The 24,242-nt window shown below is 63.8% G+C and carries 22 protein-coding genes; 16 read left to right on the forward strand and 6 right to left on the reverse strand.

The genetic code is table 11. From position 1 onward, the window contains the following. A partial coding sequence (locus tag QMZ05_RS17240; protein WP_353701832.1) for a hypothetical protein occupies window positions 1-519 on the forward strand: 519 nt, incomplete at its 5' end. A 173-nt stretch (window positions 520-692) separates the two neighbouring features. On the opposite strand, the gene QMZ05_RS17245 is transcribed toward QMZ05_RS17240, so the two are convergent. Next, window positions 693-1,298 carry a MarR family transcriptional regulator gene (locus tag QMZ05_RS17245; RefSeq protein ID WP_353701833.1) on the reverse strand — a complete coding sequence of 202 codons (606 nt, stop codon included), beginning with the start codon at window positions 1,296-1,298 and terminating at the stop codon, window positions 693-695. 153 nt (window positions 1,299-1,451) lie between these two features. On the opposite strand from QMZ05_RS17245, the gene QMZ05_RS17250 reads away from it, so the two are divergent. From QMZ05_RS17250 to QMZ05_RS17295, 10 genes are read left to right on the forward strand one after another with little or no spacing between them, the layout of a single operon-like run. Next, entirely contained in the window at window positions 1,452-1,970 is a 519-nt protein-coding gene (locus QMZ05_RS17250; protein ID WP_353701890.1) for a flavin reductase family protein, read from the forward strand. Window positions 1,971-1,990: 20 nt separating this feature from the next. Then, complete coding sequence (locus QMZ05_RS17255; RefSeq protein ID WP_353701834.1) at window positions 1,991-3,460, forward strand: 4-hydroxyphenylacetate 3-hydroxylase N-terminal domain-containing protein; 1,470 nt, start codon at window positions 1,991-1,993, stop codon at window positions 3,458-3,460. A gap of 17 nt (window positions 3,461-3,477) precedes the next feature. Continuing rightward, window positions 3,478-3,858, forward strand: a complete 381-nt coding sequence (locus tag QMZ05_RS17260; protein ID WP_353701835.1) for a cupin — start codon at window positions 3,478-3,480, stop codon at window positions 3,856-3,858. Window positions 3,859-3,911: 53 nt separating this feature from the next. Beyond that, the gene (locus QMZ05_RS17265; protein WP_353701836.1) at window positions 3,912-5,312 is read left to right on the forward strand and encodes an ABC transporter substrate-binding protein; all 1,401 of its coding nucleotides are present in this window, start codon (window positions 3,912-3,914) and stop codon (window positions 5,310-5,312) included. 36 nt (window positions 5,313-5,348) lie between these two features. Next, window positions 5,349-6,248 carry a branched-chain amino acid ABC transporter permease gene (locus QMZ05_RS17270; protein ID WP_050419402.1) on the forward strand — a complete coding sequence of 300 codons (900 nt, stop codon included), beginning with the start codon at window positions 5,349-5,351 and terminating at the stop codon, window positions 6,246-6,248. Further along, the gene (locus QMZ05_RS17275; RefSeq protein WP_353701837.1) at window positions 6,248-7,171 is read left to right on the forward strand and encodes a branched-chain amino acid ABC transporter permease; all 924 of its coding nucleotides are present in this window, start codon (window positions 6,248-6,250) and stop codon (window positions 7,169-7,171) included. The genes QMZ05_RS17270 and QMZ05_RS17275 overlap by 1 nt, the downstream gene beginning before the upstream one ends. Next, window positions 7,168-7,914 (forward strand): ATP-binding cassette domain-containing protein, encoded by a 747-nt coding sequence (locus tag QMZ05_RS17280; protein ID WP_353701838.1) that lies wholly within the window; start codon window positions 7,168-7,170, stop codon window positions 7,912-7,914. The genes QMZ05_RS17275 and QMZ05_RS17280 overlap by 4 nt, the downstream gene beginning before the upstream one ends. Beyond that, window positions 7,914-8,606, forward strand: a complete 693-nt coding sequence (locus QMZ05_RS17285) for an ATP-binding cassette domain-containing protein (RefSeq protein WP_353701839.1) — start codon at window positions 7,914-7,916, stop codon at window positions 8,604-8,606. The genes QMZ05_RS17280 and QMZ05_RS17285 overlap by 1 nt, the downstream gene beginning before the upstream one ends. Next, the gene (locus QMZ05_RS17290) at window positions 8,590-9,273 is read left to right on the forward strand and encodes a DUF2848 domain-containing protein (protein WP_353701840.1); all 684 of its coding nucleotides are present in this window, start codon (window positions 8,590-8,592) and stop codon (window positions 9,271-9,273) included. Before QMZ05_RS17285 ends, QMZ05_RS17290 begins: the two co-directional genes overlap by 17 nt. A gap of 30 nt (window positions 9,274-9,303) precedes the next feature. Then, entirely contained in the window at window positions 9,304-10,632 is a 1,329-nt protein-coding gene (locus QMZ05_RS17295) for an amidase family protein (protein WP_353701841.1), read from the forward strand. Window positions 10,633-10,687: 55 nt separating this feature from the next. Here the strand turns inward: QMZ05_RS17295 and QMZ05_RS17300 are convergent, their stop codons facing one another. The 3 genes from QMZ05_RS17300 to QMZ05_RS17310 all read right to left on the reverse strand — a co-directional run bounded on the left by QMZ05_RS17300 (window position 10,688) and on the right by QMZ05_RS17310 (window position 15,355). After that, a complete protein-coding gene (locus tag QMZ05_RS17300) occupies window positions 10,688-12,997 on the reverse strand; it encodes a tetratricopeptide repeat protein (RefSeq protein WP_353701842.1) in 2,310 nt (769 codons plus the stop codon). A gap of 380 nt (window positions 12,998-13,377) precedes the next feature. Next, the gene (locus tag QMZ05_RS17305; RefSeq protein ID WP_353701843.1) at window positions 13,378-13,524 is read right to left on the reverse strand and encodes a hypothetical protein; all 147 of its coding nucleotides are present in this window, start codon (window positions 13,522-13,524) and stop codon (window positions 13,378-13,380) included. A 214-nt stretch (window positions 13,525-13,738) separates the two neighbouring features. Further along, a complete protein-coding gene (locus QMZ05_RS17310; RefSeq protein WP_353701844.1) occupies window positions 13,739-15,355 on the reverse strand; it encodes an AMP-binding protein in 1,617 nt (538 codons plus the stop codon). Between the two features lie 207 nt (window positions 15,356-15,562). Between QMZ05_RS17310 and QMZ05_RS17315 the strand changes: the two genes are divergently transcribed. The 5 genes from QMZ05_RS17315 (at window position 15,563) to QMZ05_RS17335 (ending at window position 21,551) form a co-directional block, all read left to right on the forward strand. Beyond that, entirely contained in the window at window positions 15,563-16,141 is a 579-nt protein-coding gene (locus QMZ05_RS17315; protein WP_353701845.1) for a GNAT family N-acetyltransferase, read from the forward strand. 304 nt (window positions 16,142-16,445) lie between these two features. Next, on the forward strand, window positions 16,446-17,720 hold the full coding sequence (locus tag QMZ05_RS17320; protein WP_353701846.1) for a DUF3100 domain-containing protein: 1,275 nt from the start codon (window positions 16,446-16,448) through the stop codon (window positions 17,718-17,720). A gap of 23 nt (window positions 17,721-17,743) precedes the next feature. Then, complete coding sequence (locus QMZ05_RS17325) at window positions 17,744-18,913, forward strand: M20 aminoacylase family protein (protein ID WP_353701847.1); 1,170 nt, start codon at window positions 17,744-17,746, stop codon at window positions 18,911-18,913. After that, window positions 18,910-20,310: an L-serine ammonia-lyase gene (locus QMZ05_RS17330; protein ID WP_353701891.1), complete on the forward strand. Its 1,401-nt coding sequence runs from the start codon at window positions 18,910-18,912 to the stop codon at window positions 20,308-20,310. The genes QMZ05_RS17325 and QMZ05_RS17330 overlap by 4 nt, the downstream gene beginning before the upstream one ends. A 167-nt stretch (window positions 20,311-20,477) precedes the next feature. Next, window positions 20,478-21,551, forward strand: coding sequence for an AraC family transcriptional regulator (locus QMZ05_RS17335; protein WP_353701848.1), 1,074 nt, complete (start codon window positions 20,478-20,480; stop codon window positions 21,549-21,551). A gap of 381 nt (window positions 21,552-21,932) precedes the next feature. Here the strand turns inward: QMZ05_RS17335 and QMZ05_RS17340 are convergent, their stop codons facing one another. Both QMZ05_RS17340 and QMZ05_RS17345 read right to left on the reverse strand, forming a co-directional pair. Continuing rightward, entirely contained in the window at window positions 21,933-23,132 is a 1,200-nt protein-coding gene (locus QMZ05_RS17340) for a CoA transferase (protein WP_353701849.1), read from the reverse strand. A 126-nt stretch (window positions 23,133-23,258) separates the two neighbouring features. Beyond that, on the reverse strand, window positions 23,259-24,233 hold the full coding sequence (locus QMZ05_RS17345; protein ID WP_353701850.1) for a 3-hydroxyacyl-CoA dehydrogenase NAD-binding domain-containing protein: 975 nt from the start codon (window positions 24,231-24,233) through the stop codon (window positions 23,259-23,261). Between the last annotated feature and the right edge of the window lie 9 nt (window positions 24,234-24,242).

A 24,242-nucleotide genomic window follows, 5' to 3' on the forward strand; every position in this document is an offset into this window, starting at 1 on the left:
TCAACGTCCGATCCGGCGAGCGGTCACTTTGTGGTCGGCGGCGTGGCGCAAGGCGCCAATCAGAACATCGACGTCAGTGCCGCGCAACTCGCCAGTACCAGCTTCCAGAGCGGCTCCGGCTCCGACGACCTCTGGGTGCGCGCCAATGACGGCTTTGCCTGGGGCGCCTGGAAGGAGTTTCACGTCAGTGCGCCGGTTGACCAGGCGCCGGTCGTGACGGCGTCGGATCTGACCACCACGCAAAATCACAGCCTCGCCGTCTCCAGTCTGTTCTCGGTCAAGGATGCCGAGAACGACACCATCACCGCCTATCGCTTCTGGGATTCATCGTCCGATCCGGCGAGCGGCCACTTTGTGGTGGGCGGCGCGGCCCAGGGCGCCAACCAGAACATCAATGTCAGCGCCGCGCAGTTCGCCGGCACGACCTTCCAGACCGGCACCGTCTCCGACGATCTCTGGGTGCAGGCCTTCGATGGCAACCTATGGAGCGCTTGGCACGAGTTTCATGTCCTGGTGTAACCCACTCGAGGCAAGCAAATTGATGCTGACAATCAGGTGCGCACGGCGGCGTTAGTACGGTGATCCCGCCGCTGCGCCAGCGCGCTGGATATTGGCGGAGATGCGCGTCACAGCATGGAGGCGCAATTCATTGCCGCAGACCGGCAACTGATTAGGCCTGCTGCAGCGGCGACTTACCGAGTATTACGAAGCGTCGTGCGTCGCTTCTTGCGCGAGGCCGGCGAATTCGTTGTGAGAGCCCGCTGATCCTCCTCAAACTTGAGCGTCGCCTTGACATGCTCCGCAAGTTTCACCGCGCTGTCGGCGTTCGACGCGAGCCGGGACAGCAGCTGAGACAGCACCTTGAACTCATCGCGCGTCAGCATCCCGAACAACGCATCGTTGACGGGGCGTTGCAGGGCGGCGAGACGGGTCAATAGACCGAGGCCGTGCTGGGTGAGCGTGAGTTGCACGCGCCGCCGGTCGTCCGGATGCGGGCTCTTCTCGAGGAGGCCGTCGGAGACCAGCTTGTTGATCTCGTTGGTGACAAAGGCGCCGCTCAGATACAGCCGTTCGGCGACTTGATTGACCCCCATCGGTTCTTCGGCCGTCGAATTCTTGATCGCGATCAGGATCAGATACTGAGTGGTCGACAGGTCGACGAAGTTCGCGAATATCTCACGGCAGGCTTCAAGGCTGCGTCCGAAGGCGAAATAGTCGTAGAGGACGCCGCGAAGCGTTCGGTCCCCCTCCTTGTCGAGCAGTTCGGGCTTCGACGCCGTCAAGAGCGCTTCGGTCACGGTCGTTCTCCCCGCGAAATCATGGGCTTGCGAATTTGCCTAAGAAGCACGCATGCGCGTGCCCATCAAGAGGGCTTGACATTCCCAAATAGCTTTGTCAGAAAGCTATCTGAAAATTATAAATCAGGGTCGAAGCAGCGAGGCAGGCGTCCCATGGAGGACCGCGCATTCAGGCGAGTGTTGGGGGAGTTCGCAACGGGCGTTGCGGTGGTCACCGCGCGCGGCCAGGGCGAAGAGCTCATCGGCATGACCATGAGCTCGTTCAACTCCGTCTCGCTCGATCCGCCGCTGGTCCTGTTCAGCGTCGACCGCAAGGCAAAAAGCCTGCCCGCGATGCTCGAAGCCAGGGGCTTCGCCGTCAACATCCTCGCCCGCGAACAGGAACAGATTTCCAATCAGTTCGCGCGCGCCCTTTCCAACAAATGGGATCAGGTCAAGACATCGGTCGGCCACGCCGAAGCCCCGTTGATATCGGGTGCCCTGGCTCATTTCGAATGCGCGCCGTTCGCAAGCTACGACGGCGGCGACCATGTGATCTTCGTGGTCCGCGTCGTGCGTCACTCCGCGCGCAGCGAGCCGGCCACGCCGTTGATCTTCTTCCGGGGGCGCTATCGCGACCTCGTCGACGAAACCGAGCGCGAGCCGACCTGGCCGCTTCCCATTCATTACTAGCTTCGAACCGGAGAACCGCGATGCGTAGCGCAAAGGAGTATCTGTCTGGCCTGAAGGACGGACGGACCGTCTACATCAACGGGGCTGCGGTCGGCGACGTGACCGCTCATCATGCCTATCGAAATCTCGCCGGTTCGATGGCGGGGCTGTTCGACTTCGCGAGCGCCAGGGAGAACGTCGATCTCATGACGTTCGAGACCGATGCCGGACGTGCCAACCGGAGCTGGCAGCTGCCGACGTCCTATGCCGATCTCGTCCAGCGTCGGAAGGCACTGGAAGCATGGGCCGCACTGCATGCCGGCTTCATGGGCCGGGCCCCGGATCATGTCGCGTCGTGCATCTCAGGTCTCTACATGGGGCTCGACGTCTTCAAGGCGTACGATCCGGCCCGAGCGGGCGCGCTCGAGAGCTACTATCGCTATGCGCGCGACAAGGATCTCTATCTCACCTACGTGATCATCAATCCGCAGGCCGATCGTTCGAAGGGGGCCGCCGAGCAGGCGGATCCGTTCCTCACCGCCGGCGTCGTCGATCGCGACGCAGAAGGGATCACGATCCGCGGCGCCAAGATGCTCGCGACCGGAGGCGTGGTCGCCGACGAGGTCTTCGTCACGACCATCCAGCCGATGCGTCCGGGCGAAGAGCGGTACGCGATGTCCTTTGCGATCCCGATGAACGCGAAGGGTCTCAAGATGCTGTCGCGCAAGTCCTACGAGGATGCAGCCGGCGCGGTGTTCGACAATCCGTTGTCGAGCCGCTTCGACGAGAACGACTCGGTCCTCTATTTCGACGACGTGAAGGTTCCCTGGGATCGCGTCTTCATCGAGGGCAACGTCGAAATGTGCCAGAAGCAGTTTCACGCCACGCCCTGCCACGTCTATCAGAACTACCAGGCGATGGTGCGGCTGAGCGTGAAGCTCAAGTTCCTGGCCGGCCTCGCGCATCGGACCGCCGAAATGAACGGCGTCACCCAGTTTCCGCAGGTACGGGAGATGCTCGGTCAGCTTGCAGCCGAGACCGGCATGGTCGACGCCTTGGTGGCGGCCATGGAGGCGAAGGGCGCGCAGGTCGGTCCCTATTTCATCCCGGACCGGCACACGCTCTATTCCGCACAAGTGCTGACGCAGCAGCTCTACGCGCACATCATCAATACGCTGCGCGAACTCGCCGGCGGCGGCATGATCATGCTGCCGTCGTCGGTCGCCGACTTCGATAACCCCGAGATTGCGGCCCTGATCGGCAAGACCCAGCAGTCGCCGAAGGCCAACTCGCACGACCGGGTGAAGTTCTACAAGCTCGCCTGGGATGCGGTCGGATCCGAGTTCGGGTCCCGCCATCAGCAATACGAGATGTTCTACGCCGGCGCGACCTTCGTCACCAAGGGACACTCCTATCGCACCTACGACTGGTCCGGCGCCGATCGCCTGGTCCAGACGATGCTCGATTCCTACGACCTCAACGGCATCTCGATCGCCAGCAAAGCCGCCTGAACCAACGGAGACGACATATGCCCGTCAACAAGAAGCACGACGAATTCTACACGCTCGACATGGCCACCGGTTGGGAAACGCCCGCAGGCTATCCTGCCGGCATCCAGCAGAAGATCCTCGCCGGCGCGCTCGACGAGGAGAACCGGCGCGGCACGCGAACCCGGCTGCTGCGCTTTGCGCCGGGCGTCTACACGACTGCACCGTTTTCGCACGAGTATTGGGAAGAGGTCTATCTCGTCTCCGGCGACCTGATCGTCGGCAATGACGAGAAGGGCGAGGGCGGCGAGAGCTTCCCGCCGAACACCTATGCCTGCCGGCCGCCGCACGCACCGCACGGTCCGTTCAAGTCCGTCAACGGCTGCCTGCTTCTCGAAATGCACTATTTCGATCCGGTTTGAGGCCGGTCCGCCAGCACCGACAAACATCGTTCGACCGCTCCAAGGGGGAAAATATGGCGTTCAAGAATATCTCGCTCGCATTCGCGCGTTGCCTGTCCTCGCTTCAACCGCTGTTCCGATTTAATCGGGAATTGCCGCACGGCAATCTCCGGGTGGTGGTCGATGGCCTTGCGGGCGCTCTTGCGATTTGCGTCGTGGCGGCAACTCCGGTCGCTGCGCAGGACAAGCCGAACTCGGTGGGACTTGGCGTCTTCACGTTCACGTCCGGTCCCGCCGCGGCCTACGGCCTGCCCGGCAAGAACGCCGCCGATCTCATGATTGATGAGATCAATGCCAAGGGCGGGATCGGAGGCGTTCCGGTCACCGCGACCTTCGTCGACGAGGCGCAGGGCGCGCAAGGCGTGATCGCGGAATATCGCCGGCTGGCCGGAGATGCGAAGAACCAGGTGATGATCGCCGCCTTGTCGAGCGCCACCTGTCTTGCGCTGGCGCCGATCGCCGAGCAGTTGGAGGTCCCGACCGTCGGCTGGAACTGCGATACCCACCAGCTGCTGATGGACGGCAAGAGCAAGTACGTGTTCCGTCCCAACGGCAACACCGTGCCCGAATTCGTCGCCTACGCGATCTACCTCCTGGATCGCAAGCCGGACGTGAAAACGGTGGCGATCATCAATCCGGATTATGCGTTCGGCCATGACGCGGCCAAGATCTTCACCGCGGCGCTCAAGGCGCTGAAGCCGGACATCGAGATCGTCGCCGAACTCTATCCGAAGCTCGGCTCGCCGAACTACCAGACCGAGATTTCGCGCCTCACCACCGCGCGCCCGGACGTCGTCTTCTCCAATCTCTGGGGCGCCGACCTCGAAAACTTCGTTCGCCAGGCGACGCCGCGCGGGCTGTTCACATCCAGTCAGGTGGTCCTCGCGCTCGGCGAGACCGTGCTGCAGCGCGTGCCGTTGCCGGATGGCGTGATCGTCGGGGTTCTGGGTGACGGCTGGTGGATGTCGCCGGACGCCAAGGCCAATCCCGAGACGGTGAAGTTCGCCGAGGCCTACAAGTCGCGGTTCGGCGAGTATCCGGTGTTTCCGTCGATCAAGATGGCCAATGCACTGATCTACGTGAAGGCCGCCTACGATGCCGCCATGCAGAAGAATGGCGGAAAGTGGCCGACCCGTGCCGAGCTCGCGGCTGCCATGAAGGGGAGCAAGGTCGCAACCTTGACCGGCATCACGCAGACGCGCGCTGACAATGACGGTCTCGTCGACCAGATCGTCGGAGTGACCGTGAAGACGTCGGCGCAGCCGTTTCCCGTGATCGGCGACATGGTCCGCTACAAGGGCGACAGCCTGATGCCGCAGGCCGGCCAGGATCCGCTGGCCTGGATTTCGACGCTCAAGCCCGAATTCGCCAAGAGCCTTCCGAAGCCGGGGAGCTACAAGATCGGCGAACGATAGCGTCCACTCGCAACCAATCACGCAGGCGTTAAGCCGATGTCGAATGCAATCATTCCCTTGCTGCTGGATAGCCTCGCCAGCGCCGCGTTGATCTTCTTCGCGGCGGTTGGCCTGACGCTGGTGTTCAGCGTGCTGCGCGTCCTCAACGTGGCCCACGGCAGTCTCTACTCGATCGGTGGCTACGTCGCGGCGTCGGCATGCCTGTTCATCGCGAGCCGGCAGCTCAACCCCTATTTGTCGTTTGCCGCGCTGCTGTTCAGTGCGGTTTTCGTGGCCGCCATCTTCGGTCCGTTGATCGAGCGCAGCCTGGTCCGGTGGACGTATGGCAAGTCTGAAGCCGTCCAGATCCTGATCACGTTCGGCCTGTTCCTCATCCTGGAGGACCTGCAGCGGCTGGTCTTCGGCGTGCAATCGCTCTACGAGGATGCGCCGATGCGATTGCTCGGCACGTCGAGCATCGGCGGCGTCGTTTATCTGAACTACCAGATCCTGCTGGTCGGGATGGCGGTCCTGGTCGTCGTCGGGCTGCGGCTCCTGATCAACCACACGCGGCTCGGGCGCCTGATCACGGCCGTCGTGACCGACCGTGAAATGGCGCAGTCGATCGGTATCGATACCAACCGGATCTTCATCCTGGCGTTCTCGCTCGGCGTGTTCCTTGCCGCGCTCGGAGGAGCGCTGTCGACGCCGACATCTGGCATTGCCCCTGGGCTTGGCGCCGACACCATGGTGCTCGCCTTCGCGGTGGCGGCGATCGGCGGGCTCGGCCAGATCGAGGGAGCCGCGGTCGCCTCGCTGATCGTCGGCCTGGCGCGCGTGCTCGCGATCTATCTGGCGCCTTCGCTGGATGCCGTTGCGCCCTATGCGGCCATGCTGGTGGTGCTTCTGATCCGCCCCTATGGCCTGTTCGGATCGGTCACGGCGCGGAGGATATGATGCGGATCATCCTGACCGCCGTCGCGGTGCTCACGCTCGCCGTCCTTCCCGTGGCCGCGCCGTGGCTGCAATTCGTGTTGACGCTTGCGATCGCCAAGGGCTTTGCGGCGCTCGGTGTCGCCGTGCTGCTGCGTGCCGGACTGATCTCGATCGGCCACGCGATGTTCTTCGCGGCCAGCGCCTACGGCGTCGCCTTCCTGGCCCATGCCGGCATCAACGATCTCGGATTGCTGCTGGTGCTCTCGGTGCTGGTCGCCGCGCTGACCGGCGCGGTCGCCGGCGCGTTCCTCGTCCGGTATCGCGCGATCTTCTTCGCAATGTTGAACCTCGCGGTCTCCATGGTGTTCTACGCGCTGTGCGCCAAACTCTACGGTGTCACGGGCGGAACGGACGGCATGCCCGTTCCGATTCCGGCGGTGTTCGGCATCATCTTTGCCGAGCCGGTGTTCAAGAGCGTGCTGTTCTATCTCAGCCTGGCGCTGATGGTGCTCGTCGGTCTTGCCGTCCAGCGGTATCTCGACAGTCCGCTGGGCCATGCGCTATCGGCCGTCCACACCAATGAGATCAGGCTCGAATATCTCGGCATTCCGGTCTGGGCGGTGTTGCTGATCGCCTATGTGATATCGGCGGCCCTTGCCGGGCTCGGCGGCGCGATCTCCGCGTTTGCGATCGGTCGCGTGGTTCCGGACTTCGCGTTCTGGACGGCATCCGGCCATCTCGTCCTGATCGCCGTGCTTGGCGGCATCGGTGGCGTGCCGGGCGCGTTCATCGGCGCCTTGTTCCTCGAACTGCTGCACAGCGCAGCCGTGACCGTAACCGATGCCTGGAATCTGATCGTGGGCATGGCTCTGATCATCGTGATCATGTTCATGCCGCAGGGCATCTATGGACTATTCGCGCGCAAGGAGGCGTCGAGCCCATGAGGCGCCCTATCCTGGAGGCCAAGAGCCTCTGCGTCGCATTCAACGGGGTCAAGGCCGCCGACGGGGCAAGCATTGCAATCCACGACGGCGAATTCCTCGCGATCATCGGCCCGAATGGATCGGGCAAGACGACGCTGCTCAACATCTGCACCGGTTATATCCGCCCGGTTTCAGGCAGCGTTCTGCTCGACGGCAACGATATCACCCGGCTGTCGCCGCGCGCCATTGCGCGACGCGGCGTCGCGCGCGCCTTTCAGATCCCGCAGCTGTTCTCCGCGCAGCGCGTGATCGACAACATGATGCTGGCGCTTGCCGCGAAAGACGGACTGTGGAGCGCGGTCCGGCCGCTTGAAACGGCGCAGCGGCGCGAAGAGGCTATGGCCCTACTCGAACTGGTCGGGCTCGGCGGCGATGCCGACCGGATCAGCAGCACCCTGCCTGAAGGTCATCGTAAGCTGCTCGACATCGCGGTTGCGCTGGCGCTCAAGCCGCGGCTCCTGCTGCTGGATGAGCCGACCAGCGGCGTGAGTGCGCTGGAGCGCTTCCCGCTGATGGAGGCCCTGATGAGTGCGCTGCGCCAGCGCAGCATCACCGCTCTTTTCGTCGAGCACGACATGGACGTGGTTGCACGGTACGCAAGCCGCGTCCTGGTGTGGAATGCCGGGAATATCATGGCCGAAGGGCGGCCCGACGAGGTGTTTGGCAACGCGCAGGTCCGCGAACGCGTCGTGGGAGTAGCCTAATGCTCAAGCTCGACAAGGTCAGCGTCTCAATCGAGGGCGTTCGTGTGCTGCGCAAGGTCAGCTGCGAAATCATCGCTCGCAAGACGACGGTGTTGATCGGCCGTAATGGCGCCGGCAAGACGACGACGCTTCGCGCGATCATGGGGCTGATCGCGCACGACGAAGGCTCGATCCACCTCGATGCCGACGATCTCGGCAGCCGGCCGGCCTACACGCGCGCCCGGGCCGGCGTCGGATATGCGCCGGAAGACCGCCGGCTGGTACCGGAGCTGAGCGTCGAGGAGAACATCCGCCTTCCGGCACTGGCGCTGAACCTTGCCAAGGCGGAAATCGTTCGCAGGCTGGACGAGATCTATACGCTGCTGCCCGAACTGCATGTGATGCGGTCGCGACCTGCGGGCGGCGTTTCCGGCGGGCAGGGCAAGATGGTTGCGCTGGGGCGTGCGCTGATGGTGGCGCGCAAGGTCCTGCTGCTCGACGAACCCTTCCAGGGGCTGGCGCCGGCCCTGGCGCTCGATTATGCACGGACGCTCGGTGAGCTGCGCAAGCACCGGCCGGAGCTCGCCCTGCTGATCACGGAATCCTCGCCGGCCCTGCTCGACCGCGTCGCCGATCGCACGTTGCAGATCGAGCGCGGCGAGATTCTCGTTCCGTCTACCAAGGATGACAAAGCCCATGTTCATGAAGTTTGACCGCATCGCGAAGGATCGGACCGATCACGTCGGCGTCGAAATCGAATCGCTCGTGATCGCGGGCTGGGCGGGCAGGAACGCGGCGGCGATCGAGCACCATATCGAGGAGCTCGCCGCGCTCGGGATCCCGCGCCCGTCGACGACGCCGCTCTACTACCGTGTCGCAGCCCAGACGCTGACGCAGGCGGATCGCTTGAGCGTGCTCGGTCCGGACAGTTCCGGTGAGGTCGAGCCCGTCGTGGTCGCCATGGCCGACGGACTCTGGATCGGAATCGGATCCGATCATACCGATCGCAAGGCGGAAGCCGCCGGTATCGCACTTTCGAAGCAGCTCTGCGGCAAGCCGGTCGGCCGGCAGCTCTGGTCCTATGCTGATGTCGAGCCGCACTGGGATGAATTGGTGCTTCGCGCGTGGGCGACGATCGACGGCAAGCGGGTGCTCTATCAGGAGAGCCCGGTTTCCTCGCTGAGAACGCCGCGCGATCTGATTCGTCGCTACGCGAGCGCCGACATCCTTCCCGCCGGGACCTTGATGTTCTGTGGCACGCCGGGGGCGATCGGCGGAATTCGCCCAGGAACACGCTTCGAAATGGAGCTGAGCGACCCGGTTCTCAAGCGCTCCCTGATCCACGGCTACGATATCGACGTGCTTCCGGTCGTCTCTTGACCTCCAACGTCCGGTGAGGAGCGTCGACCAATGACGTCAGCTAACGGCCAGTCTCAAGCCAGCGCCGCGGCACGATTGGAAGCCGCGCTGACGCGCGCGCGATCATCTGACGCAGCGAATACCTTCACCGCCCTGTTCGAGGAGAGCGCCCGGTGTGAGGCCGAAGCCGCCGATCGGCGAGCCGCTGCCCGGACGACGCGCGGTCCGCTCGACGGTCGCATTGTCTCGGTCAAGGCTCTCTTCGACGTTGCCGGCACCGTGACGAGCTCGGGTTCCGCCGTCCTGCGCGCTTTGCCTCCCGCCGCTGAAGACGCGCTGGCTGTGAAGCGTTTGCGCGCGGCGGGAGCCGTGATCATCGGCAAGACGCAGATGACCGAATTTGCCTTTTCGGCGCTCGGCACCAACCCGAACGATGGGGTGCCGGGCAACCCCCGAGACCGCCGGCGCGCTCCGGGAGGATCCTCGTCTGGGGCTGTCGTCTCGGTCGTCGACGGCATGGCGGAAATCGCCATCGGGAGCGACACCGGAGGATCGATCCGAATTCCAGCGGCGCTGTCGGGTGCAACCGGCTTCAAGCCGACGAGCGGCTTCGTGCCGACCGCCGGCGCGTTCTCGCTATCGTCGAGCCTCGATACCATCGGTCCGATTGCCTCGAGCGTCGCGGACTGCTTCGTGGCCGATCAGGTGCTTTCGGGTGGCGACGTGGCGTCGCGGCCGCAGCTTGCCTCTCCTTATACGTTTCGGCTCACTATCGCTCGCGGTCGTCTGTTTCACGGTTGCGAGCCGGAGGTGCTTGGCGCGTTCGAGAGCGCCGTCGAGCGGCTTCGATCAAGTGGCTTGCAGATCGCGGATGGATCGATCGAGATGGCTCTCGATCTCGTCGCAGAGATCGATGGGATCGGCACCTTTCCGTCAATCGAGGTCGGCGCGACGCTGCGCGGTCTCGGCCTATCGAGCCTGGATGGCGTCGATCCGAAAACCCGCGTTCGTATCGAGGCGGGCGCCGGCATCCTCGGTATCGACTATGTGCGCATGGTGCGGTTGCGGGAAGCGGCCATCCGATCCTTCGAACAGTCGTTTGGCAACGACGAGGTTTTCATCCTGCCGACGACGCCAATCCGCGCGCCGCTGCTGTCGTCGGTCGAGGAGGATGGTGCGTTTCATCGGGCCAACGGTCTCGTGCTTCGCAATCCACGGGTCGCCAATCTGCTCGATTGTCCGTCGATCTCGTTGCCGATACCGATCGACGGTCTTCCCGTCGGTCTAATGCTGATCGGCCGCAGGAATGCCGACCGGCGTTTGCTGGAGATCGCGTCCTGTGTCGAGACGATGCTGCGAGACCCGTCGCATCCCGCTTAACGCGAAGGGGTCGTCGAATCCGCGGCGGTCGGGCAAGTTGGCGCCGCCGCAACGATCACGCCGGGACGTCGATATGGTCCGGCGCAAGGCCCGCCCGGTGACGCTCATACATCGCGGTGTAAGCGGCCTCGATATGCCGGGTGAAGCGTTTGGTATCGAACAGCGGTGCCGTCAGCCGGTTGGCCGCCAGCCTGGTTCTGAGCGCCGCGAGCTTCGAAGGATGGGTCGCAAGATCGACCGCCATGTGCTCGTAAGCTTCCGGCGATTCCGCAATCAGCTCGGGCAGATCGGTCGCATGGAGCAAGCTCGCCCCGACCCGACTGGCAAACGTGTCGCCGAGAACGGTGAGCACCGGCAGGCCGGTCCAGAGTGCATCGCTGGCGGTCGTGTGGGCGTTGTAGGGAGTGTTGTCGAGGAACAGGTCGGCGAGGCGATGGCGTGCGAGATGGTCGGGCAACGGCGCACGCTGTGCGAACACAAGGCGCTCCGCAGCGACGCCACGCGCGACCGCCTCCTTTCGCAGATTCGCGGCAGACTCGGCGCTGGCTTCGAGCAGCCACAACATGCTGCCCTCGACGCGGCCGAGAATCCTCATCCACCGATCGAACATCTGCGGGTTGATCTTGTAGTTGTTGTTGAAGCAACAAAACACGAAGCCGGTCGGGGCCAGCCCCACCTCGGCGCGCGTGAACATACGTTCGGCAATGGCGCGCTTGTCGTCGTTGACCTGATAGCTGTCGGGCAGGGCGACCACCTTTTCGCTGTAGAATTCGCGATGGTGGTCCGGGATCACGGTACGATCGGCGATGATGTAGTCGATGAACGGGGCACCGAGTGTTCCCGGGTAACCCAGATAACTGACCTGGATTGGGGCGGGCCGGCGGCCAAGGACCCTGGTGCGGGATCCCCCGGTGAAGCCTTTCAGATCGACCAGGATGTCGATTTCCGATCGTCTGATCAGGTCGGCGACCGCATCGTCGTTCATGTCCCCGACCTCGACAAATCGATCGAACGAGGCCTCCAGCCGTCGACGCATCTCCGTGGGGTCTTTGGGCGACCATGAGATTGCCACCGTCTCGAATGTCGACCGGTCGTGGCACTCGAACAGCCCTGCCATCAAATGCGACGTCGCGTGGTTGCAAAAATCCGACGAGAAATAGCCGACGCGAATTCGGTCGTGATGGTAGCGCTCGCCCCGCCAGCGCTGGCTTTCAGAGGGCGGATGGTTCTTCGCGGTCCATCGCGTGGCGCAGAGCAGTTGGTCGGCGGCCGATGAAGGCACGCTACAAAACAGAAATGGCGCCGCCGTCGCGTCCCGATACCTGATCGAATCGATCAGTTGGTCGCACTCGGCGTCGAAGCTACTCCAGTCGCAAATCTGCGATTTGGCGTGCAGGCGATAGCCTTCGATGTCGGCCTGGTCCGGCTGGAGCGCGATGGCCTTGTCATAGGCAGCGAGTGCCTCCTGGTAGCGCGCCAGCATGGATAGAACCTTGCCGCGGTTGGCGTAGGCAGCCGCATCGTCGCCCTTGTGCTGGATCGCCTTGTCGATGCTGGCGAGCGCCGCCTCATGATCCCTGAGCTTGAGCAGCGCCGTGCCGCGGTTGTTGTAAGCTTCGCCATAGTCGGGCCGCAGTGCGATCGCCTTGTCGTAACTTGCAACTGCCTCTTCGAGACGGTCCAGTTTGATCAGCACGTTGCCGCGGTTGTAGTGCGCGCCGGCAATTCCCGGCGCCCGGTCGTAGCTGGCGAGCGCATCATCGAACCTTTCGAGGTCATTGAGCACGTTGCCGCGATCGTTGTGTGCACCGGTATCGTTGGGCTTGAGCGCAATCGCCCTGTCCAGGCTCGCCAGGGCCGCCTCGAACCGCCCGAGCTTTCTCAGCGCGGCGCCCCTGTTTCGATAGGCATCTGCATGGTTGGGCACCAGCGCGATCACGCGATCGTAGCTTGCGAGCGCCTCCTCGTGGCGGCCAAGGTCTGCGAGCGTAAGTCCGCGATTGTAGAGCGCCGGCGAGAGGTCTTGCTTGAGCGCGGTCGCCCGGTCGAAGCTCGCGAGCGCTTCGTCGAAGCGACGCAAGTCGCGCAGCGCATTGCCAAGGTTGTTGTGCGCATCCGCGACGTTGCCGTTGAGCCTGATCGCGCGCCGGATCAGATCAATGCCGCGCTCGCTGCGGCCGGTCTGCGCGGAAATCAGGCCCAACAGATGCAGCGCATCGAAGTTGCTTGGCTGCCGTCGGAGAATGTCTTCATAGATCTTCTCTGCCGCCGCCAACTGCCCCCGCTGATGCAGCGCGAGAGCCTGCGCGAACACGGGCTGAGAGGCGGTCGAATTGGATTTTTGGGGGTCACCTGTTTCGGGCATCCGACGTCTTCACGCGCTTCCAAAAATTGCAATACCAACCGCATTGCAATCTACCAACACGGCTACCGCCGTATAGCAGCAAAAGTGGGCGAATGGCCGTGAATGCCGAAATGAAGATTGTGCCGAGCCAGGAAAATCGAACGTTGCCGGATGAGGCCCAGGCCGCCCGTCTTCGCTTCTCGCGTCGCTCAAGCTTCGCGTGGTGTCCGGCCGGCATTGAGCTTTGAAGGTAAGTAGTTGATTTTACCGGATTTTAGTCGAAGGTCGCGGCCCTCTGCCAATGCAACCACCAGCATGTCGTGCAAAGCTCGGTCAGTTCTTTGAAGACCCCTTAGGCGGGTGCGCGCAAACGAAGATCCGGCTTTGTTCAGATAGATGTATCAGTCCGCGATCCTGTCGAAGTCGCACACCATGAGTGCCGTTTCGGCAAGGCTGACGATATCCACCCGCAAGTCCGTGGTGGTCCCCTGACCGATAATCCCTTGCAGCGTCAGTTCTCCTCGTAGTGCTTCGATCATCCGTTTCATGCGTCGCTGGTACTTGGTGCGAGAGCGTTCGTCGTCGTGACTTAACATGTGGCAGTCTGCAGTTTGCTTCTTATCGGTGGAATCGCCGGGGGCGAAATGGGATGTCCAACATGGGCATCAATTCCCGAAAAGGTGCTGTCGGACCGATTTGACGGTGATTTTTGGACACGGGCCGATCGGGATTTCCAGGCGGCACCGTCTGTTCGGGGCAGAGTCAGTCCTTGAGCAGCCGCCGCAACAGCTTGCCGGCCGGTGAGCGCGGCAATTCCGTGACGAAGCTGACGTCCCGCGGCACCTTGTAAGGCGCCATGTTCTGGCGCGCCCATGCCACAAGCTGCGCCGAGTCCAGTTCGGTACGCGGGGCCAGGACGATGAAGGCCTTCACCACCTCACCCTTCGTTGCGTCGGGCATGGCGATCACTGCCGACGCTGCCACCGACGGGTGCTTGTTCAGGATCGATTCGACCTCTTCGGGGAAGACGCTGTAGCCGGAGACCTTGATCATCTCCTTGAAGCGCCCCATGAAGGTCAGATAGCCATCGGCATCGAGGCGGCCCATGTCGCCGGTGTGGAGCCAACCGTTGCGCAGCGCTTCCGCCGTCGCATCGGGACGATTGCGGTAGCCCTTGAACACGCCCGGGCCGCGGATCACGATTTCGCCCGGGACACCGGCCGGCGTGTCCGTGCCCGAGTCCGGATCGACGATCCGGATCGCGTTGCCGGGTACAGGCTTGCCATGCGTGCCCCAGCGCACCGCCGTGCGCGGCATGAAAGTGTCGACCGTATGTGTCTCGGTCAGGCCGTACGCGGCCTCGAAGCTTTCGCAGTTCGACGCGACGGCCTGCCATTGCCTGGCAAGCGCTTCGGTCCAGTCGATGCCGAAACTGGTCACGGGATTGACGCGAAGGCTGCTCAGCTTGAAGTCGGAAATGTTCGGGATTTGCGTGATCGCGACATTCATCGGCGCCACGCTATACCACCAGCTCACCTGGTAACGGTCGATCGCCTGCGCCGTCACGAGCGGATCGAACCGGTACAACAGCACAGACGTCGCGCCCGCGTAGACCGGCGCGTTCACGCCCATCACCATGCCCGCGATGTGATAGAGCGGCGCAATCGAGAGCAGGACGTCATCGGCGCCGATCCCGTTGCAGTTCACGGTCGCCGCCGTCTTGTAGATGACGTTGCGATAGGACAGCATCGCTCCCTTGGGCCGGCCGGTGCTGCCCGAGGTGTAGACCATCAGCGCCGTGTCGTTCATGTCGATCGCGACCGCGCCCGGCCTTGCACCGCTTGTTGTGACGGCAAGGAAGTCTTCAGTATCGCCGGTCGCGCCGGCCTGCTCGGGCGCCGATCCCAGCAGTTCGTCCGGAACGCCGATCTGGGGCCGCTCGGGCAGCAGATCGGTGTAGCGGACGACGAACACATGCTCGAGCTTGGTCTTGTCGCGGACCTGCCGCACGATCGGCAGCAGCGGCTCGGCCGCGACGATCACGCGCGCGCCGAGATCGTCGAGCTGATAGGCGAGCTCGTGCTCCTTGTTCAGCGCGCCGCAAGGCGAGGCGATGGCGCCGATCTTCTGGATGCCGAACTGCGCCATCATGTACTGCGGACAGTTGTTCATGAACAGCGCGACCGGCTCGCCCTTGGCGACGCCGAGCTGTTGCAGGCGCGCCGCAAATGCATCGCTGGCGCGGTCGAGTTCGAGGAACGTGACGGCACGGCCGTACCAGATGCAGGCCGGTTTCTCCGGCCGTTCACGGGCATGCAGCCGGAGTATTTCATGCAGCGGTCGTTCGTCGTTGCCCGTGGGCGCGCTTGTATTGGTCATTGTCGAAAGGCTCTTGTGCTCATGCCAGCTGGGAAAGGTGCAAACTGGCCGCTTCAGGGGTTATATTGGGACATTGGCACGCCCGGCTTGCGTGATCCGGCTCTCGCGTGCAGGACAGGGCGAGAGAAACGCGGTGCCCCCGCAAGGGCGGTTGCGGCGAAGTGCGAACCTTTGATTGAGCGAGCCGTCTGCATGAGGAATACCAAGATGCGATCCTATCCACGTCGCGTCAACTTCGAGAGTGGAGATGTCGAGTTCCGGTTGATGGGAGCTGCCGACGAGGCCGCCACCCTCAAATTCGCCAAGGCGCTTGCCGTGCACGACATGCTGTTCCTGCCGAGGAATATCAGCGAGCAGAAGGTGCTCTCGGCATGGATCAAGGAGATCGAGCGCGGCTCGATCGTCAGCCTGCTCGCGGTGAGGGATGACGCAGTGGTGGGGTGCGCTGCGATCGTGCGAGACCCAATGTCGTGGTCGGCCCATGTCGGTGAGATCAGGACCGTGATTGCCTCGCATGTGCGCGGGACCGGCATCGGGCGGGCGCTCTCCAATGAGGCTTTCGATCTCGCACTGTCGATGGGCCTCGAACGCCTGACCGTGCAGATGACGTCGGACCAGACCCGGGCGATCGCGATCTTCGAGGCGCTCGGTTTCCGCGTCGAGGCGCTATTGCGCGATCAGGTGAAGGACCTCCAGGGCAAGACGCACGACATCGTGGTGCTCGGTGTCAACGTGTCGGAGGTGCAGAAGCTCGAGCCGAATGGCTCGTCCAGCGCGATCGAGTAGCACGGGCCACTATCGGAAAAATTGCGTCCTGCGCGCTGCATCCGAATGATCATCCACGCGGCGGCTTGCGCGGGCCGGAACGGCGTTCCCCAAGTGTTGCAAAAAATGCAACGGAAATCGGACACATCGATCATTGATGCAACATGCGTTCTCCCCGATGCTGGGCGGGCAAGTTGGTTCACCGTTCACCGCATCGTCGCGCAATCATTTCCTTGAGGTGTCCAGCACTATGACGTCGACCTCTTCTCCGTCCGCAGACCAGTCTGCTCAGGCAGTCGATTCCGCAAGCTCCGGCAAGCTCACATTGTTCGTTGCCGTTCTGATCATCGTTGCCGTCGCCGAGACGATCGGGATCGTCCAGTTTCAGGTCGGGCCGGGCACGGTGTTGCTTCAACCGATGGTGTGGGCGCTGTTGATCGCCGCCGCATGGGGCCTTTCAGCGCGTTATCTGCCTGCCGCGGCGCGGATCGGACCCGGCCTGCAGACCTACGCGGGACAACTGCTCAACGCAGGCCTGCTGCTCTTCGTGATCAAGATGGCATTCACGGTCGGCGGTGCGCTTCCGGAGGTGCAGAAGGCCGGCTGGGCGCTGCTCTTCCAGGAGCTCGGACATACCTTCGGCACGCTGGTCCTCGGCCTGCCGATTGCGCTCTTGCTCGGCGTCAAGCGCGAGGCGGTCGGCGCGACCTTCTCGATCGGCCGTGAAGGCAATCTGGTGATCATCGGCGAGAAGTACGGCATGAACTCGGCAGAGGGGCGCGGCGTGCTGGCCGAATACATCACCGGCACCGTGCTCGGCGCGCTGTTCATCGCGTTGCTGGCCGGTTTTGTCGCCAGCCTGCACATCTTCGACCCGCGCTCGCTTGCGATGGGCGCCGGGGTTGGCTCGGGCAGCATGATGGCCGCCGCGATCGGCACCATCAACGGCCACAACCCTCCAGAGATGGCGAAGCAGCTCATCGCGATCGCTTCGGCGGCGAACCTGATGACCGCCGTTCTCGGGTTCTATTTCGCCTTGTTCTTCTCGCTGCCGGTGTGCTCCTGGCTGTATGACCGGCTGGAGCCCGTGCTCGGCCGGTTCTCGAACGCCAAGTTGGGAGACCTCGGGCCGTCGATCGCAGGCGTCGGCGAGGCAAAGCACGGCACGTTCGGCTTCTCGGACTCGCTGCTCGCCTGGATCACCGTCGCGGGCGGCGTCCTGATCGGCAATTCCCTCACCTACAAGGTACCGCTGTTGCAATCGGGGGCAGGTCTCCTGGTCATGCTCGCCGTCGTGCTGCTGGTCGACGTTCTTGCCCGGCTGTTGACCAAGGTGCCGCACATTCTCATCCTGGTCGTGGTCACCACGGTGCTCGGCATCCCCGGCCTGCTGCCATTCTCCAACGCGATGATCGGCTCGGTCGACAAGCTGAACTTCCTGGCTTTCACGACCCCCGTGCTGACGCTCGCCGGCTTCTCGGTGGCCAAGGACCTTCCGATCTTCAGGAAGCTGAGCTGGCGTATCGTGGTGGTCTCGCTGACGGCCGCCGCAGGCACGTTCCTCGGCGCGACATTGATCGCCGAATTCTTCCATCGCTAAGCAACGGACAGGTAGACCTACGCATGTCAAAGGAATTTGGAATCGCCGACGATATCTGCGCCCGGATGCGGGATTGGCGTCATGACATCCATGCCAACCCGGAAACCGCGTTCGAAGAGCACCGCACGGCCCAGCTCGTGGCCGATGCATTGATGGAGATGCAGATCCCGGTCCATCGCGGCCTCGGCGGAACGGGCGTGGTAGGAACGTTGAAGAACGGTGAGGGTCCGACGATCGCGCTGCGAGCCGACATGGACGCGCTTGATCTCCAGGAGCTGGGGGACCGCGCGTACAAGTCGACCCGTGCCGGCAAGATGCATGGCTGCGGCCACGACGGCCACACCACGATGCTGCTCGGCGCCGCCGTTCATCTCGCCCGGCACAGGCCGTTCCGCGGCACCGTCCATTTCGTTTTCCAGCCCGCCGAGGAGAATGAAGGTGGCGGCAGGAAGATGGTCGAGGAAGGGCTGTTCAAGCTCTTTCCGGCCGACGCGGTTTACGGCATGCACAACATTCCGAACATCCCGCGTGGAAAATTCGCGATCAGGACCGGCATTGCGACGGCCTTCCTCGATACGTTCGAGATCGTGGTCACCGGGAGCGGTTGTCACGCCGCGACGCCTGAGAAAGGCATCGATTCAATCCTGGTGTCGGCCGATCTCGTCTCCGCGCTGCAAGGTATCGTGAGCCGCCGGATCGGTGCGATGGACGCCGCGGTCGTGAGCGTCACCCAGATCCATGGCGGCGACACCTGGAACGTGGTGCCCGAAACCGTTACATTGCGCGGCACGGTGCGGACGCTGGACGTCGAGGTGCAGGATCAGGTCGAGGCAGCCATGAAGCAGGTCTGCGCCGGCGTTGCGCAAACCCATGGCGCAAAGATTGATCTCAGCTACATGCGAGGCTATCCGGGCGTGATCAACACGCCCGCCGAAACCGATGCCGCGGCTGCGGCGGCCGCAGGCCTCGTCGGCGCCGAACAGGTGCAAACCGACATCAAGCCGGCGATGGGATCTGAGGATTTTGCCTTCATGCTGCAGGAGCGCCCAGGCGCCTATATCTGCATCGGCGCCGGCGAAACCGCCAACGATCCGCCGCTGCACAATCCATACTACGATTTCAATGACGCCATCCTGCCGCTCGGCGCCGCCTATTGGGTCGAACTGGTGAAGCAACAACTGCCCGCTGCCTGATGCTTTCGGTCTTCGACATCTTCAAGATCGGCATCGGCCCCTCGAGTTCGCATACGGTGGGGCCAATGCGCGCGGCCGGACAATTCGTCCGTGCGCTCGAGCGCGATGGCCTTCTGGAGAGAACGGTGCAGGTCCGCGCCGATCTCTACGGATCGCTGGGCGCCACCGGGCGAGGGCATGCGACCGACCTCGGCGTGATCCTCGGCCTGCTCGGCGAAAAGCCCGATACGGTCGATCCAGCCCAGGTCGCACCGCGGCTTGCCGACATTCGGTGCTCGGGCGAGTTGCGGCTGCTCGATGTTCATCCGGTCGCGTTCCGGCGCGGACGCGACATCGTGTTCAAGCCCGACAGTGCATTGCCGGAACATCCCAACGGGATCCGCCTCGTGGCGTTCGCCGCCGGCGACACGCTGCTGGCGGAACGCTATTACTTCTCGATAGGCGGCGGGTTCGTGATCGAGCGCGGCTTCGACGATGCGCCTCAAGGTGCCGACGGCGCGCCTTCGATCTGGCCATATCCGTTCGGCACCGGTGCGGAGCTGGTGGCGCGCGCGCAGGAAAGCGGCCGCTCGATCGCCGAAATGATGCTCGCCAACGAATGCGTCTATCGGACCGAGGCCGAGGTCCGGGCCGGTCTCCTGAATATCTGGGATGCGATGAAGCAATGCGTCGACCGAGGCTTCGGGATCGGCAATGCGGGCGCGGCCGAACCGCTGCCTGGCCCGCTGAACATTCGCCGTCGCGCGCCGGCGCTCTATCGCGAACTATCGGTCCGAAACAGCGATACCGAGGGCGTCGATCCGCTCGCTGCGATGGATTGGGTCAACGCCTTCGCGATGGCGGTCAACGAGGAGAATGCCGCGCGCGGACGCATCGTAACCGCGCCGACCAATGGCGCCGCCGGCGTGATTCCGGCTGTGCTGCACTATTACGTCAAGTTCAGTCCCGGCGTGACCGACGACGGCGTCATCACCTTTCTGCTCACCGCGGCCGCGATCGGCATGCTCTATAAGGCGAACGCCTCGATCTCCGGCGCAGAAGTTGGCTGCCAGGGCGAGGTCGGCGTCGCTTGTTCGATGGCCGCGGGCGGCCTGACGGCCGTGCTCGGCGGTACGCCGGCGCAGGTCGAGAACGGGGCCGAGATCGGCATGGAGCACAATCTCGGTCTCACTTGCGATCCCGTTGGCGGACTGGTGCAGATCCCCTGCATCGAGCGCAACGCGATGGGGGCCATCAAGGCGATCAACGCCGCGCGAATGGCGTTGCGCGGCGACGGCAAGCACTATGTCTCACTCGATGCCGTCATCAAGACGATGCTGCAGACCGGCGAAGACATGAAGTCGAAATACAAGGAAACGTCCTTGGGCGGTCTCGCGGTGAACGTCGTGGAATGCTGACGCGAAGCACGACTGCGGCGGAACATCCGAGAACGAGCTCGAGCCGCGGGCACGGCCCTGTGGCCGTGCTCCCCCGAGGTTGGGGATAGCGGAGGCCTGTCGGTTGCCGCCAGCATTGCGAATGATTTCGATTTGGAGCTAGACTCTACGCTAGGAGGAGGACGACCATGAGCGCTGGAGGGCGCCCGCAAGACGCCATGCCTGCATGCCAATTGCCCCCGGATTTCGACCAGTATGTCTATTCGGCGCAGTTGATTGCGGCCATCATTGCCGAGCTTGGCAGGCTGGACGTCCGATCGTCCGTGGCGCTGGCAGGCACGGGCCTGACCGAGGACAAGCTCGAAGCGCATACGACGCGTATCTCGTACCGGCAGATCGACGTTGTGGTTCGCAATGCGCTGCGGCTGTCGGACGACCCGACGGTTGCGCTTCGCGCCGGACAGCGGATGCGCGTGACAGCGCATGGAATGTACGGGTATGCATTGCTGAGCAGCGCGACCTATGACGATGTGCGGACCTTCGCAAATCGATATCTCCGGGTCGTCGGCCCGCTTTGCGATGCGAAATATTCGTATGACGGCGCAGCGGTCGTCTGCGCGTTCGAGCCGCTGCACTGGCCGAATCCGACGCAGGACGTGCATCGCTTCGCGGCCGAGTTCGCGCTGTCGTCGCACTTGACGACCATGAAGGATCTGGCGGGTGAATCGTTCCGCTTTTCGCAGATTTCCGTTGCCTATGGCGAACCGGCGCATGCCGGTGCCTATCAGGCGATCTTCGACTGCCCGGTTCTGTTTCAGCAGCGGGGCAATGAATACAGGTACGAGCTGTCGCAGGCCGATGGTCCGGTGGCGCTGGCGGACTCCCGCACCCACGGGATGGCGCGCGAGATGTGCGAGCAGGTGTTGTCCGAGGTCAACCAGGCGGGCGGGATCGCGGTGGACGTCCGGCGCGTGCTGATCGAGCAGCCTGGCAGGTATCCGAACATCGAGGCGATCGCCGAGAGGCTTTCGATGCATCCCCGGGCGCTGCGGCGAAAGCTCGAGGCCGAAGATACATCGTATCGCGAGCTCCTCGCCGAGGTGCGGACGCGCCTTGCGATCGAATACCTGCGCAAGACCGCGATGACCAACGAGGAAATCGCGAGCCGGCTGGGCTATAGCGACGCCGCCAACTTCCGGCATGCCTTCATCCGCTGGACCGGCAAGAGCCCATCCGATTTCCGGGTATCTTCGCCGATGTGAAGGCCGCGGGGGCAGGGCAGCACGACGCTTGATCGTTCGTCATCGCGGGCTGTCCATAAGTCACCTCCGAACCGGCCTCGTCGAACCTCCTCGCGGACGAACACCGTGCATAGACTGGCCATCGACCGGAAACGCAATGGTTGGTCAAGAGGTTGAGATGTGTGGGGCGACGCGCGGTAGCACGTTCTATCGGCCGGCCTTGGCGCACCTCAGGCTCTAGCTGATCCCTCTCGGAGGCGCCTTCCGAACCTCAGCTGCGCCGCACCGCCGCTGTGGTGCCCCCCGGTTCGGGCCTCGAGACTGGCCGCGCTCCTCAACCGAGGGCGCGGCCTTTCTCGCGCGCGCCATGAACCTGCCAGGCATCGCCTGACGCTCAGCGTGTCATGCCAGGATCTTGCTTTCGCGCATCCCTGTGATGGCCGCGTCGTCGTAGCCGGCCTCACGCAATATCTCTGTGCTGTGTTCGCCGACCGCGGGCGCCTTGCGCGGCTTCACCTTGGTCGCGCCGTCGACAAAGAACGGGCTGTCGATGGTCAACATTCCGTCGTTCTCGAACGGCACCAGCACGCCGGCTGCCAGCATTTGGCGGTCGGCAGACAGGTCGCCCATCTCGGCAACGCATTCGAAGACGATCCCTGCCTCATCGAGCCGCGCGCGCCACTCGTCGCGGTCGCGCGTTGCGAAGGCCGCGTCGAACAGCGCGATCAGTTCCGACGAGCGGGCGAACCGATCGGTCTGCTTGGCAAAGCGTGGATCAGTGAGCAGGTGGTCGAGGCCGAGGCATTTCGCCACGGTCGGAAAGTCGCGCTGCTCGTTGACGATCGCGAGCAGCAGCCAGCGGCCGTCGCGACAGCGGTAGTAGCAGCCGAGCGCATTGAACAGGTTCTCGCGCGGCGGTCGTGGCGTGAAGGTCGCGCCGCACAGCGCGGCCTGCGCCATGATGCCGTTCGACCAGACGCCGTTCGCCAGCAGCGAGGAGCCGACCTGGGTGCCGCGGCCGGTACGCTCGCGCTGATACAGCGCTACCGCGACCGCCGCGAACAGCGAAACGCCGGACGGATGATCGCCCATGCCGGCGAGCGCCCGCGCAGGCGGCGTGCTGGCGTCGCTCCGCACCATGTCCATCAGGCCTGAACGCGCCCAGTAGGCAGTGACATCGAAGCCCGGCTTTCCCGCCTCGTCGCCGGTTTCGCCATATCCGGTGAAGGATGCGTAGATCAGCCGATCGTTCATCGCGGCGAGCCGCTCGTAGCCGATCGAAAGCTTCCTGCGGACGGCGAGTGGATAATTGGTGATGAACACGTCCGCGGTCGAGGCAAGGCGGTGCAGCACCGCCTGGCCTTCGGGTTTTGACAGATCGAGCGCGAGGCCGCGCTTGTTGCGGTTGTCGAGCAGCCAGCCATAGGGCTGGTCGGATCTCGGCATGCCCGGCAGTTTAGGCACCTGACGGAACGCATCGCCTGCGCCGGGCGGTTCGATCTTGATCACGTCGGCGCCGAAGTCTCCCAACAGTGTTGCCGCGGTCGGGGCGGCGATGAAGCTGCCGCAGTCGATGACCTTCAAACCCTCGAAGATGCTCATATGAGTCCGTCTCCGCTTGATTGCTTTGGAATCATGCCAGGCTCGTCGGGTCTCGCCGGCTGGATGACCTTGTCCCGAAATAGCACCCCTTGGGCCTGCGATTGCATGCAGCCCGAGGCGAGCCGGTTATGTGCGATCCCTTCCGTTGCGTGCCGCCAGCACGTGCAGCAGCGCCACCTGGGTGTCGTCGCGCGCGCGCTCCATCTGCGGGATCGGCGTCCGGCCGAACGATGCGGCGGCCTGATCGATGATCCGGCGCTGCAAAGCCTCGTCGAGGTCGACTTGCGGAATCACCTTGAACGACGCGGCCATGTTCTTGCCGAGGTGCTGGAAGAACGATTCGAGCCCGTTCGGTCCGCCGCCCATGTGGAACGAGCTGAATGGCCCGTTCACCGCCCAGCGCAGGCCGATCGAGCTGGTGACGATATCGTCCAACTCGTCGACCGTGACGACGCCCTCCTGCACGAGATAGCAGGCCTCGCGCATGATCGCGCGCTGCAACCGGTTGGCGACAAAACCCTGGATCTCCTTCTTGAGCACGCGCGGCACCTTGCCGAGCGCCTCATAGAACGCCACCGCGTCGGCGGTCGCTGCCGGATCGGTCCGGTCGCCGGGAACGACCTCGACCAATGGAATGAGATGCGGCGGATTGAAGGGATGGCCGACCAGCAGCCGGCTCGCATCCTTCATCTCGTGCGCCTGCTCTGTGGCGGGCCGCGCCGAGCTGGATGACAGCAACAGCGCATGTTTCGGCACCGCAGCCTCGATCCGCGCCCAGAGCTGCTGTTTCCATTCGGGCTTCTCCGGACCGTTCTCCTGCACGAGGTCGGCACCGGCGACGGCGCGCGTCAGATCCGGCTCGAAGCGCAGGTTGCGCTCCAATCCCTCATGCGGCAGACCAAGCTTGAGCAGTGTCGGTGCGATCCTGATCAGCGCGGTCTTGACGACGGCCTCGATGTCAGGCTGCGGGTCGTTGATCACGACGTTGAGCCCGTGCGCGAGAAACAGCGCTGCCCAAGAGGATCCGATGACGCCGGCTCCGATCACGCACACATTGCGATATCGGTTCAGCACGACGGCACGATCTGCGGATGATGGCATGGTTTCCTC

The organism is Bradyrhizobium sp. INPA03-11B (assembly GCF_040446015.1).
In the GTDB taxonomy this organism is placed as follows: Bacteria; Pseudomonadota; Alphaproteobacteria; order Rhizobiales; family Xanthobacteraceae; genus Bradyrhizobium; species Bradyrhizobium macuxiense_A.